This is a genomic window from Lysobacter capsici (assembly GCF_018732085.1).
GTDB lineage: Bacteria > Pseudomonadota > Gammaproteobacteria > Xanthomonadales > Xanthomonadaceae > Lysobacter > Lysobacter capsici_A.
The window spans coordinates 1,337,143-1,350,243 of sequence record NZ_CP076103.1 but is presented as its reverse complement, the minus strand read 5'-3'; the positions used below and the strand labels follow the sequence as shown (position 1 = coordinate 1,350,243).

General features: G+C 67.7%; 10 protein-coding genes. 4 read left to right on the top strand and 6 right to left on the bottom strand.

All coding sequences use genetic code 11. The features are described from left to right. Positions 1-28: 28 nt before the first annotated feature. Entirely contained in the window at positions 29-1,156 is a 1,128-nt protein-coding gene (locus KME82_RS05535; RefSeq protein ID WP_215497638.1) for an NAD-dependent epimerase/dehydratase family protein, read from the bottom strand. Beyond that, entirely contained in the window at positions 1,153-2,538 is a 1,386-nt protein-coding gene (locus KME82_RS05530) for an NTP/NDP exchange transporter (RefSeq protein ID WP_215497637.1), read from the bottom strand. The genes KME82_RS05535 and KME82_RS05530 overlap by 4 nt, the downstream gene beginning before the upstream one ends. A gap of 397 nt (positions 2,539-2,935) precedes the next feature. Between KME82_RS05530 and KME82_RS05525 the strand changes: the two genes are divergently transcribed. After that, positions 2,936-3,592, top strand: a complete 657-nt coding sequence (locus tag KME82_RS05525) for a hypothetical protein (protein WP_215497636.1) — start codon at positions 2,936-2,938, stop codon at positions 3,590-3,592. A gap of 15 nt (positions 3,593-3,607) precedes the next feature. Next, positions 3,608-4,912 (top strand): hypothetical protein, encoded by a 1,305-nt coding sequence (locus KME82_RS05520; protein WP_215497635.1) that lies wholly within the window; start codon positions 3,608-3,610, stop codon positions 4,910-4,912. A 77-nt stretch (positions 4,913-4,989) separates the two neighbouring features. On the opposite strand, the gene KME82_RS05515 is transcribed toward KME82_RS05520, so the two are convergent. Both KME82_RS05515 and KME82_RS05510 read right to left on the bottom strand, forming a co-directional pair. Then, entirely contained in the window at positions 4,990-5,895 is a 906-nt protein-coding gene (locus KME82_RS05515) for a metallophosphoesterase (protein WP_215497634.1), read from the bottom strand. After that, positions 5,892-7,280 carry an NTP/NDP exchange transporter gene (locus KME82_RS05510; RefSeq protein ID WP_215497633.1) on the bottom strand — a complete coding sequence of 463 codons (1,389 nt, stop codon included), beginning with the start codon at positions 7,278-7,280 and terminating at the stop codon, positions 5,892-5,894. Before KME82_RS05510 ends, KME82_RS05515 begins: the two co-directional genes overlap by 4 nt. 328 nt (positions 7,281-7,608) lie before the next feature. Here KME82_RS05510 and KME82_RS05505 point away from each other — a divergent pair, with 328 nt between their 5' ends. Together KME82_RS05505 and KME82_RS05500 are read left to right on the top strand one after the other, a co-directional pair. After that, a complete protein-coding gene (locus KME82_RS05505; RefSeq protein ID WP_215497632.1) occupies positions 7,609-9,198 on the top strand; it encodes a GMC family oxidoreductase in 1,590 nt (529 codons plus the stop codon). A 276-nt stretch (positions 9,199-9,474) separates the two neighbouring features. Next, positions 9,475-10,875 (top strand): serine hydrolase domain-containing protein, encoded by a 1,401-nt coding sequence (locus KME82_RS05500; protein WP_215497631.1) that lies wholly within the window; start codon positions 9,475-9,477, stop codon positions 10,873-10,875. 182 nt (positions 10,876-11,057) lie between these two features. Here the strand turns inward: KME82_RS05500 and KME82_RS05495 are convergent, their stop codons facing one another. Then, complete coding sequence (locus tag KME82_RS05495; RefSeq protein ID WP_215497630.1) at positions 11,058-11,591, bottom strand: SRPBCC family protein; 534 nt, start codon at positions 11,589-11,591, stop codon at positions 11,058-11,060. A 940-nt stretch (positions 11,592-12,531) separates the two neighbouring features. Then, positions 12,532-12,993 (bottom strand): hypothetical protein, encoded by a 462-nt coding sequence (locus tag KME82_RS05490; protein WP_036114521.1) that lies wholly within the window; start codon positions 12,991-12,993, stop codon positions 12,532-12,534. Between the last annotated feature and the right edge of the window lie 108 nt (positions 12,994-13,101).

Genomic DNA, 13,101 nt, shown 5'->3' with positions numbered 1-13,101 from the left:
GCTCCTACAGTGAGGTACGTGGCTTCGTTTAGGTCTTGGGCTTTGAACTCTCGTGCCACGCTTTCAGGACTTCGGCTTCGCGGGCGGCGGCGATGCCGGCCTTCGGTTTGGCGCGGCGTTCTTCCGGCAGGGCGCGCCACCACTCCAGCGTTGCGCTCACGGTCTCGCGCAGCGGGCGCTGTTGCAGACCCGCGGCGCGCGCCTTGGCCACCGAGGTGCGGCCGAACCCGGCGTACTCGCCGCGCGCGGGAATCCACGCCGGCATGTCCTGCCACGCCGATACCTTCTGCGCTTCGAGAAAATCCGCCGGTACCCAGGTCACGCTCGACTTGCTCTTGGCCGCGCGCTGGCATTCGCCCAGCAGCGCGCCCATGGTCAGCGAACCGGGCGCGGCGTCGGCGTTGTAGAGGCCGAAGTGGCCGCCCTCGATCGTCGCCAGCAGGAACGCGGCCAGATCGCGCACGTCGATGAACTGGGTCGGGTCGGCGGCGCTGCCGGGCGCGAGGATTTCGCCGCCGCGATCGGCGCGCGCGGGCCAGTAGGTGAAGCGGTCGCTGTTGTCGCCGGGACCGACGATCAGGCCCGGACGCACTACCGTCGTGCGCCCCGGCAGTTCGCGTTCGGCCGCTTGCTCGCATAGCGCCTTGAGGCCGCCGTAGGTTTCGCCGGTCACCTCGGTGACGTTCGGATCGGCCAGCACCGCCAGCGGCGAGGTCTCGTCGTTCGGCGCGTCGTTCTTGGCGTAGACTGAGATCGTCGACACGATCAGATATTGCTTGACCCGCGATGCCAGCAGCTTGGCCGAACGGGTCACGTCCGCGGGCAGATACGCCGAGGTGTCGAGCACCGCATCCCACTGGCGATCGCCTTCCAGCGCCTTCATGTCGCTCTTGCGATCGCCGTGCAGTTGCTCGATGTCGTTGAACTGCTCGCCGGAGAACTTGTCCGGATTGGTCTTGCCGCGATTGAACAAGGTCAGGGTGTGGCCGTGCTTGCGCGCGATCTCGACGAAGTGCGGGCCGAGGAAGCCGGTGCCGCCGAGCACCAGCAACTTGCGCGGCTTGGGCCGCAGGAGCGTGCGCGCGGACGACGGCAGCGCGAGCAGGCCCGCGCCGGCGGCGCTGGCGGCGAGGAAGTCGCGGCGACTGGTGCTCATGATTCACCTCGTGCGGATTGGGGTTCGGAAGAAAGATCGGAAGACGAAGATTCGCAAGACGGCGGCGCGACCGGCAGCCGGCGCTGCGCGCGCACGATGCTCCACGCGCCCGCGGTCATGCCGAGCGCGGCGAGCAGGCCGGCGGCGAACACCGCCTGGGTGCCGAATGCGGCCACGCCCTTGTGGACCCAGGCGAAGGCCAGATCGGTGCCGCGGAACACCGCGGTGTCGATCACCGCCTTGCCTTTGTAACGCGACGGCCGGTCCATGCGCGTGTACAGGGTTTCGCGCGCGGGCTTGGCCAGGGCGAACTCGCTGCCGCGCTGCAAGACCTGCACGATCGCGACCATCACCGGCACCGGCGAGGCCAGCAACACGCCGAAGCCGAGCAACAGGGTCAGCCCGGGCATCAGCAAGGCCGGCGCGACGCCGTGACGGTTCAGCAGCCAGCGCGTGAGCAGCAACTGGGTGAGGATCGCGAGCAGGTTGACCGCGCTGTCGATGCGGGCGAAGTACGCGGTCGCCGCTTCGGCGCTGGGGTAGAACTCGCGCGCGATCGCCGCCTGCTGGTTGTAGAGCAAGGTCGCCGCGCCGACGCTGAAGAACAAGGTCACCGCCATCGCGCGCAACACCGGCCGCTGCCACACCAGCTTGAGCCCGGCCCAGACCGAACCGCCCATCGCGGCTTCGCCGCTGGCCAGCCCCTGCCGGCGTTCGCGCGCCATCGCCCACGGCCGCAGGCGCACGATGCACAGCACGCATACCGACAGGAACGCGATCGAGACCAGCAGCAGGTTCGCAACGCCCAAGGGCTGCACCAGCCATTGGGTGAGCATCGGCCCGATCACCGCGCCGGCGGTACCGCCCGCGCCGATGTAGCCGTACACGCGCCGCGCCTGCGCGTCGTCGAACACGTCGGCCATGTAACTCCAGAACACCGTCACCGCGAACAGGTTGAACAGCGCGATCCACACGAAGAACACCATGCCGCGTCCCGGCACCGCGCTGTCGAAGGCCCAGTGGAAACCGAACAGGCAGGCGATGAACACCAGGTACACCACCGGCAGGAACACCCGCCGCGGAAACCGCGCGACCAGCGCGCCGTACACCGGCTGCAACAGCAGCATGCTGACGAAGGTGCCGGTGAACAGCACCTGCAACACGAAGTCCTTGAGCTGCCAGCCGTGCGACTGCGCCCAGGCGATCATCGCGTGCGGAAACACCGTCGCGGCATCGTTGGACGCGCCCATCGCATCGCGCACCGGGCGCAGGACGTAGTAGCCGCACAGCAGGCAGAAGAAGTACAGCAGCGACCACCACAGCGGTGCGCTGGAGGCGACCGGGTCGCGATCCCTGTGGGAAAGCGCGGCGACTGGGCTCATCCCCGGAACCGCCTCATCATCGCCGGGTGCCGCACGGCCGGGTTCGGCGAACACGCCGTCGCGTATGTCCGCCATGCGTCCGTGTTTTCGCAGTGCCCGACCGGCTTGCGCATCGCGCCGCTCCCGTTCCCCCGCCCAAACTAGCGCCGTCGCCCGGCGCCGACCTCTGCGGATGGTCATCCCAACCTTCGGCATGGGTCGTGCCCGGGCCGGCCGCTCGCAGCGCACCCGCCCGCCATCGGCGCCGCGCACTCGTGCGCGCGTCGAGGCCGCTCGGCCTTCTGGCGCACGACCCGCTGTTTTCATCGCCAGTGCGCGGTTTGCCCAGATTCCGCTTGTGCCGAGTACCTTGCATCTTTAGCCTGATCGCGACGACCGCCCCCACAGCAGGATGCTCATGCGCGCCATCGCCATCGTTTCGCGCTATCGCCTGGCGGCCATGTTGAGCGTGCTGCTCGCCCCCGCTTGCGTCGCCCACCCACCCGCTTCCGCGCCGGCCAAGGAATACGCCGCCATGTCCACGTCCGCCAATGCCGCCTCCGCTCACCTCGACGCCGAACAGCTGATCGGGCGAATCCTGAAATTGATCGACAGCGTCCACGCCGTCGCCGATCTCGCACCGGACAACATCGAGCGGCAAACCGGCTTGCCGGTGACGTTCCATTCGGCCGACCGCAGCGAATACGGCGCCGCCGGGCGCGTCGCGCCGGATTGGGCCTACAGCCTGTCGTCGGTGGCTTACAAGCAGGGGCAGGCGCCGACCCGCCTGGACTTCGATTTCATCGACACACGCAAAGTCCGCGACGGCGCGGCCGACACCGCGCCCATCTGCGCCATGGATTTCGACGCCTACGGCCGCGCGCTGGCCGGCATCGGTTTCAAACCGGTGCCGCTGGCGGAAAACAAACGCGATCCGGCGTTCGGCTATCAGGGCGTGGAGCCCTGGCGGTTCGTGCGTGGCGAGGTACAAGTGACGGTGCAGACCTACGGCGATCGCGACCCGGGCGCCGGCAAGGCCTGCGTTTCGGGCCTGCATATCAGCGTGCTGGGCTGAGCGGAGATCACGACCATGCCCACGCCCGCCCAAGACCTGGAAAAGCTGCTGGCCGACTTCGAACGCGACCATGCGCTGGCCGGCGCCAATCTGCGCGAATTGCTCAAGAGCACGCCGGAGCTGGAAACGCGCATGCTCGCGGCGATCGACAAAGGCAACCTGGACCTGATCAAGCCGCTCGATCCGGCGCAGCGCGCACGCGGCGCGCTGGGCGGATTCGATCCGAGCGATGATTCCATCGCCTTGCCGATGGACATGCTGGAAGCCAGCGCCAGGAACCCGCAGGACGCCAATACCTTGCGCATGGTGTTCGGCCATGAGATCGAGCATTCGGTCAACAAGGCCGACATCGACACGCTCGTCGGCGACTTCGATCGCGAGGTGGAGAAAATCGCCCAAGGCCCTTCGCCGCACGATTACACCGAGTTGCTCGAAGCGCGCAATCGCGGCGACCGGCTGCGCGAATCCAACGACCAGATTTCCGGGTTCAACGTACTGGCCGCGCATGTGCGCCGGGAAAATCCCGACGCCACTGCGGAGCAGATGAACGCGAAGCTGTATGCGTCTTCCGACCAGATGCAGCAGTACTTCGATGTCGGCATCGACGCGAACGGGCAGAAGAACTACACGCCCAAGCCCGGGCTGAGCATCGGCGCGAACGGACAGATCGCGGCGACACCGGACAACGTCGAGGCCATGGGCGTCCACTTTTACGATCGCAACCATTACCCGGAACGTTACGCGCACCGCAATCTGTCGCTGGCCTACCAGGCCGAGCACGACGCGGCCCGGCAGCATCCGGATCGTCCCGCGCCGGACATCCGGGTCGATCTGCACAAGCTCAATTTGCCGGGCTTTCCGCTGCCACCGGGTTTCTCCGATCCCAGTGGTTCAGTGCGCGGCCCCGCGCCCGGTTCGCCGTCGCCGCCGAGCCAACCGGCGCAGCCCGCTTCGTCGGGCGCCGATCCGGCCGCGCCGCACCCGCGCGAGGCCGGCCACCGCGATCACGCCTATTACCAGATGCTGCGCGACAAGTTGCCGGCCGAGGTGCCCGACAACGCCGTGGCCCAGGCGATGCTGGAGGCAAAGCGAAGCGGTCTGGACGCCACGCAGATCGATCCGAACAAGATCGGCGTCAACGACGGCAAGATCTGGATCGGCGGCAAGACCCCGGGGTTCCATGCCAGCGCCGACGCGACCCAGGCACCGCCGATGAATCAGATCGCGCGCGAGTTGCAGGAACTGCCGGCGCACACGCCGGCGGCACCGAGCGTCGGCAAGAACGAGCAAGTGCAGGCGCCGGCACCGATGATGCGTTGATGCGCAGGGCCCGCCGGCCGATCGTTCGATCGCGAACAGCCAGCGGTCGAATCAATCCTCAGCGCAGCCTCGCGCAGTCATGGAGCCACGGGCCGAGCCGCGCGGCTTGGCCGCGGCTCATCCACGGCCGCCTTCAACCTCAGCCGCGAAATCTCCGGCGGCACCCCGAACCGCACCGGCAGGATGCTGGTGCCGATGCCGGTGGAAACGAACAGGTGCTTGCCGTGTTCGATCAGATAGCCGCCGGCGTAACGCTGGTCGGCCGGCAGCACCGGCGTGCCGATCCACGGCAGTTTCACCTGGCCGCCGTGGGTGTGGCCGGCGATCGTCAGCGATGCGCGCGCCGGAATATCCGGAAACAGGTCGGGGTTGTGGGTCAGCGCGATCACCGGTGCGTCGTCGTCGACGCCGGCGAAGGCCTTGCCGATGTCGTGCGGCGTTTCCCATTTATCGCCAATGCCGACCATCCACACGCGACACCCGCCCAGGCGGGCCTGCACGGCCTGGTCTTCGAGCACGATCACCCCGGCCGCTTCCAGCGCCGCGCGCACCTTGTGGCCGTCCTTCCACCAGTCGTGATTGCCGAGCACCGCGTACACCGGCTTGCGCGCGGTCAGCGGGCGCAGGTGCGGCGCCATCTGGTCGGCGGAGATGTAGGTACCGCCCAATACGCTCAGGATCACGTAGTCGCCGGCCATCAGCACCGCCTGCGCATCGCTGGCGGCGAGCTTGGCGACGACCTCGTCGAGCTTGTCCAGGCCGTTGTGCGGCGAGCCGGTATGCAGGTCGGCCACCACGTCCACGCGCAGGCCTTCGCATTGTTGCGACCAATGCGGCAGCGCGAATTCGTAGTCGCGTTCGATCAGCTGCCGCGGTTCCCACAAGAACCCCCAGGCCAGGCACGCGACCGCGCACAGCACCAGCGTGACCAGCACCCGTTGCAGCCATTGCTGGCGCGGCCACGGTCGCCAACCGCGCCTCATGCCGCCGTGGTCTCGCGACGCTCCGCCGCATTGTTGCGCTGGACCCAGCGCGCGACCCGCCAGCCGATCACGCCCGCGCCGGCCGCCGCCGCCGCGCTGATGCCGGCCAGCCCGGCCACGCCGACACCGACGCTGCGCAGCGCCACCACGGTGGTCGCCACGGTCACGTCGCCGAACCGCCAGAACGCGGTATCGACCGCATTCTTGCCCTTGTAGCGCAGGGTGCGCGCGGCGCTGGTGAACAGGCTTTCGCGCGCCGGGTTGACCATGCCGTAAGCGAGCCCGCGGCTGATCACCAGGGTGATCGCCACCGCCGGCATCGGCGCGATCGTCGCCGCCATCCCGGCCGGCAACATCGCGATCAAGGCCCCGAAGGCGGGAAACAGTTCGGTCAGCGGCGCATGCGCGTCGGCCACCATCGCGGTCAAGGTCAGGAACGCCACCGTCACTACCGACCACACCCCGATCACCGACGCCGCGCCGCGCCGCGACAACAGCCACGGCGTGATCAGCACCTGCATGGTCAGGGCGACGATATTGGTCATCAGGTCCAGGTCGGCGGCGAAGCGCGTGCGCGCCACCGCATCGGTGAAGGTGGCCTTGGAATAATCCACGACCAGGCCGTAGTTGACCGTGCCGATCCAGTCGCCGAGCAACAGCAGCAAGGCCATCGAGGCCATGAACGGATTGGAGAAGATCTGCTTGAGCCCGTCGAGCATGCCGCCGCCGATCGCCGCCTCGTGCGAGGCCTCGTGCCGGCGCGTGCCATGCACGCGCGACCACTGCCCGAGCAAGGTCACGAACACCAGCGCCAGCCCGAGCAGCGCCGCCGACACCATCAGCAGCGGCGCCACCCCGATCCGGTCGACCAGCACCCGGGTCAGCACTGGACCGGCCAGCGAACCGACCGTGCCGCCGACCGCGATCACCGGGAACAACCGCCGCGCCTGGCCCTCGCTCCAGATGTCGGTCATGAAGCTCCAGAACACCGACACCACGAACAGGTTGAACACGCTGATCCACACGAAGAACACCGTGCCGAGCGCGCGCGCGCTCAGCGGCCCGTGTTCGCCGAACAAGGGCATGAACGCGAGCAGGCAGACGATGAAGAAGCCGTACACCAGCGGCACCACCACCCGCCGCGGGTAGCGCGAGACCAGGCCGGAGAACACCGGCGTCAGCGCCAGCGTGGCGATGAAGGTGGCCAGGTAGAACCACGGCAACTGGGTCGAACCGACCGCGCCGCTGAGCTGGTCGCGCAGCGGCCGGATCACGTAGTACGCGGTCAGCACGCAGAAGAAATAGCCCACCGAGAACGCGACCGCGCGCCACTCCCCGCTATGCACTCGCCCGGAGGGCAGGCTGGCGCCTTGAACTGCCGACATTCCGTCGCTCCGTGAGTACAGCGCCGGCGGGCCGCCGGCTGTGCGGGGATCGTGCTGTGCGGTGGTGCTGAGTGAAGCGGGTCGTGCGGTTCGACGGCGGCGCGGCGCGATGCACGGCATGACCGCATCGAACCGCTCGCCGCCCGCAACGCCGATGTCGCGGCCATGCGGGTTGCCGGCACGGTAGCCCAAGGCGTCGCATATCGCCACCACCGCACCGGGCGGCATCCCCGCCAGCCGCGATGTTGGGAGCATTTGCTCTAGTTTTGGCGCTTACGGTCGCCCCGTCAGCGCGACGACACACGCCGCGCGCCTGCGGGAATCGCCAGTGCCCACCGAGTTCGACTACATCATCATCGGCGCCGGCTCGGCCGGCTGCGTGCTCGCCAACCGCCTGAGCGAAGATCCCGACGCGCGCGTGCTGCTGATCGAAGCCGGCCCGCGCGACCTGCATCCGTTCATCCACATGCCCGCCGGCCTGTCCAAGCTGGTCAACAAGAAAGGCGTGAACTGGGACTACGACACCGCGCCGGAGCCGCAGCTCGACAACCGCACCCTGTGGTGGCCGCGCGGCCGCGTGCTCGGCGGTTCGAGTTCGATCAACGCGATGTGCTACATCCGCGGCGTGCCCGGCGACTACGACGACTGGGCCGCGGCCGGCGCCAGCGGCTGGGACTGGAACGGCGTGCTGCCCTACTTCCGCCGCAGCGAACGCAACAGTCGCGGCGACGACGCACTGCACGGCAGCATGGGCCCGCTGTACGTGTCCGACCTGCGCTACACCAACCCGCTGTCGGGCGTATTCATCGAGGCCGGGCAACAGGCCGGCTTCGCTCGCAACACCGACTTCAACGGGCCGCAGCAACAAGGCTTCGGCTTCTACCAGGTCACCCAGAAAAACGGCGCGCGCTGCTCCAGCGCGGTCGCCTACCTCGACCCGGCGCGCGAGCGGCGCAACCTGCACGTGGTCACCGGCGCGCTGGTCACCCGCATCAGCATCGAGGGTGGCCGCGCCACCGGCGTGGTCTACAGCAGCGGCGGGCGTTCGTATCACCAGCGCGCGGTGCGCGAGGTGCTGCTCAGCGGCGGCGCGATCAATTCGCCGCAGTTGCTGATGCTGTCGGGCGTCGGTCCGGCCGACGAGTTGCGCAAGCACGACATCGAGGTGCTGCACGACGCGCCGCAGGTCGGCCGCAACCTGCAGGACCATCTCGACGTGTGCACCCTGCAGCACTCGACCCAGCGCGTCACCTACGACCGCGCCAGCGACGTGCGCGTCGCCTTCGACTACTACCTGCGCGGCCACAGCGGCCCGGGCAGCAGCAACCTGGCCGAAGCCGGCGGCTTCGTGCGTTCGGCGCTCGCGCCGGACGACCGCGCCGACATCCAGCTGCATTTCGTGCCGGCGATGCTCGACGACCACGGCCGCCACCGCCTGGCCGGCGACGGCTACACCGCGCATGCCTGTTTCCTGCGTCCGCGCAGCCGCGGCCACATCGGCCTGGCCAGCGCCAGCGCCGGCGACAAGGTGCGCATCCAGGCCAACTATCTCAGCGACCCGGAAGGCTTCGACCTGAAGATGATGCTCGAGTGCGCCAAGCTCTCGCGCACGCTGTTCGCGCAGAAAGCCTTCGACCCGTACCGCGGCGCGCCGATCTTCCCGGCCCGCACCGACCTCAGCGACGCCGAGCTGATCGAATTCGTGCGCGCCAAGGCCGAATCGGTGTACCACCCGGTCGGCACCTGCCGGATGGGCGACGACGAGGCGGCGGTGGTGGATTCGCAACTGCGCGTACGCGGCGTCCAGGGCCTGCGCGTGATCGACGCCTCGGTGATGCCGAGCCTGATCGGCGGCAACACCAATGCGCCGACGATCATGATCGCCGAGCGGGCTTCGGACCTGATCCGCGGGCGGTGAAGCCGGGAATCGGGAATGGGGAGTCGGGAATCGGAAGGGCAAGAGCCGCAGCATGCGCGTGGCGCTGCTTTTCCGATTCCCCATTCCCCAGTCCCACCCCACGGCTGAAATGACACGCCAATGGTGTGGCTTTTACGACTCCCGATTCCCCATTCCCGATTCCCGTCCCCAACCACTAATCCCTGCAAAATCAGAATCCTGAATGCGGTTGTTGCACAACTCCCTGAGATCGGCGCTAGAATCGGATCGACCCCGGCTAACCAGGCGCTGCGAGCGATGAAACGCACCTCTTCCCGACGCTCACTCAACCCCTGGCGCCTGGGCACGCTCGCGGCCCTGCTGACCATGACCCTGGGCTCGACCGCGCAGACTTCGCTGCGCTGGCGCACGCCGGAACCCTCGCAGCCGGTCGCGCGCGCGCAAGGCTACGACGGCACCGCGCTGCCGGGCCTGAGCGCCGCGCCGCAGGACCTCAATCCGCGCGTGCAGCCGCTGTCGGCGGATTTCGACGTACGCCAGTTCGAAGCCATGGCCCAGGCCCTGGTCGCCGAGCAACGCATTCCGGGCATGGCGATGGCCATCGTCCACAACGGCCAGGTGCTCAGCGCGCGCGGCTACGGCATCACCGACGTGCGCAACGCCGAGCCGATCGACGCCCACACCGTGTTCCGTCTGGCCTCGCTGTCCAAAAGCTTCGCCGGCACCCTGACCGGCCTGTTGGTCAACGACGGCACCTTGCGCTGGGACAGCAAGGTCGTCGACTACATGCCCGGCTTCCAACTGGTCGATCCGACCGCCGCGCGCAGCCTCACCGTCGCCGACGTGCTCAGCCACCGGGTCGGCCTGACCCACAACACCTACGACCGCGACCTGGAAAACTACGCCGACTACCGCGTGCTGACCCAGAAGCTCGCGTACGCGCCGATGGCCTGCCAGCCCGGCACCTGCTACGGCTACCAGAACATCGCCTTCAGCCTGATCGGCGACGTGGTGTTCGCCGCCACCGGCGATTTCTACAGTCAGGAAGTGCAGCGTCGTTTGTTCAAGCCGCTCGGCATGAACGACGCCAGCCTCGGCCTGGAAGGCATCACCGCCAGCGCGCGCTGGGCCAAGCCGCACGTGCGCGCGCGCGGCGGCTGGGCCTCGGTGACGCCGAAGCCGACCTATTACCAATTGCCGCCGGCCGCTGGCGTCAATGCCAGCGCCAGCGACATGGCGCAGTGGCTGATCGCCCAGACCGGCCACCGCACCGACGTGCTGCCGCTGCCGTTGCTCGCGACCCTGCATCAACCGCTGGTCGATACGCCGACCGAAATCCGCGGCTCGAGCTGGCGCCGCCAGCGCCTGAGCACGGCCGGTTATGCGCTGGGCTGGCGCGTGTTCGATTACGCCGGCCACCGCGTGGTGTTCCATGCCGGCGCGGTGCAGGGCTATCGCGGCATGGTCGCGATGCTGCCCGATCGCGACCTGGGCATCGCGGTGTTGTGGAACAGCGAAAGCGGCCTGCCGACCGGCATGCTGCCGACCCTGCTCGACCGCGCGATCGGCCTGCCGACCGAACGCTGGCTCGACGTCGACGGCTTCGACGACCCGGGCCTGTACGCGTCCGAAGGCGTGACGCCGAGCCGCGAGGTCAGTGGCAGCAATGCGCAGAAGGCGACTGCGGCGCCACGATAACGGCGGGAGTCGGGAATGGGGAATCGGGAATCGGCAGAAGCGAAAAGCAACCGTTACCGTCCCATTCCAAGCATAAAAAAGGCCCGCGAAATGCGGGCTTTTTTATTCGCGGATCGTGAATATCGAGTTCGTCCCGCTTTGGCTCTTGCCGATTCCCGACTCCCCATTCCCGATTCCCGGCTCTATCGAGGATCGCTCTCAGCCACCTGCTTGAGCTTCGCCAACCCCTTGTCGTAATCCTTGCCGACCATGCTGTCGAGCAGCAGGCCGAACCAGCGCGAGACCAGGTTGCTGCCGTGATCGCTGTCCAGCGCCCAGGTCACGCGGGTGCCGTCGCCTTCGCCTTTCAAGGTGAAGGTGCCGGTGGCCTGGGTGCCGTCGAAGTCGAGCGCGTTGACGACCTTCTGCTGCGGTACCGATTCGGTGATGCGCTGCGCGCCCTTGCCGACCTTGTCGCCCTCCCAGGCCATCGCCGCGCCGACGCCCGACTCCGGACCGCTGTAGCTGTACTTCGCGCCCGGCTCCAGCTCGAACCACGGCGACCACTCGTTGAAGCGCTTGTAGGAGTCGAGCAAGGCATGCACCTCGCCCGGCGGCCGCGCGATCGAGATCGATCGCTCGACATGCGTGCTCGCCGGCAACAGGAAGCCGCCGACCACGAACACCACGGCGAGCAGCACGACCAAGTACAGCAGTCCCTTCAACAAACCTTTCATGGCGGTCCCCCGATGGCGGCTGCGAGTTGGATGCGTTTGAGTGCGCTTGGGTGCGTTCGGACGCATCTGGATTTGCGCCGATCCTACCGCCGGCCGCCGCCGCGCGAGCGTGCAGGGCCCGACTTGCCGACGAGAGGCATGCGACTGCGGTCACGCGCAGGTGAGTTTGGGTGAACGACGACGCGGGCCGTATCGCGCCGCGACGAAGCGCCGACACCGGCAGACACCGCGACGTCCGCCCAGCCGTCATCCCCGCGAACGCGGGGATCGAGCGACTTCAAGAACCCGCAACGAAGCGCCGACACAGACAGCCACGGCAGCACCTTCACCCGTCATCCCCGCGAACGCGGGGATCCAGCGACTTTGAGAACTCACAACGAAGGCGCCGACGCGGACAAGCACAGCACGCCCTCACTCCGTCATCCCCGCGAACGCGGGGATCGAGCGACTTCAAGAACCCGCAACGAACCACCGACACAGACAGCCACGGCAGCACCCTCACCCCGTCATCCCCGCGAACGCGGGATCCAGCGGCTTTGAGAACTCACAACGACGCGCCGACGCGGACAAGCACAGCACGCCCTCACTCCGTCATCCCCGCGAAGGCGGGGATCCAGAGACTTCAGCGTCATCCGGCGAGGACCGGCGGGAACGAGACGCCGCCCAAGCGGCGGGCGATGCTACGAGTTCCAGCCACCGGACCGAATCGGGCGTTCGAAAGCAGCGGACTACGCGGCATCGCGGGCGCATGCGGCAGGGCTTGGACACTGCGCGCTGAAGCCATGGACCGACGCCCCCGGCCCGGGCTGGTCGCCCATGCACTCGCCAAGGCGCGGGCCAATGGCCCGCAAGCGCCTTGGCAAGCCCCATAAAGCAAAAAACTCTCCTCCCGCCTGGGCTGCGGGAGGAGAGCTGGATTACGGCAATCGGGTGTTTCTTATTAGATCAGCGGAGCCGGGGTCGCCGGGAGCGCTGCAGCAGCCTTCGGCTTGCGGGCCTTCTTGGCGGCCTTCTTCGGGGCCTTCTTGGCGGCCTTCTTCGCGGTCTTCTTGGCAGTCTTCTTGGCTGCCTTCTTCACGGTCTTCTTGGCAGCCTTCTTGGCGGTCTTCTTAGTCGCCTTCTTGGCAGCCTTCTTGGCGGTCTTCTTGGTCGCCTTCTTAGCAGCCTTCTTGGCGGTCTTCTTGGTCGCCTTCTTAGCAGCCTTCTTGGCGGTCTTCTTGGTCGCCTTCTTCGCGGCCTTCTTGGCGGTCTTGCGGACGGCCTTCTTGGCGGCCTTCTTCACGGTCTTCTTGGCGGCCTTCTTGGTGGCCTTCTTGGCAACCTTCTTAGCGCCGGCCTTCTTGGCGACCTTCTTGGTCGCTTTCTTGGCGGAGGACTTCTTAGCAGCTTTCTTAACGGCCATGTGATGGCTCCTCGTCAGTGATGATCAGGAATGATCAGTGGTAGTGCGGTAAGCCCAGTTCAAAGGAACTCTGTGTTGGCAGAGCCGCGGGAGTCGGACCCGCGTGCA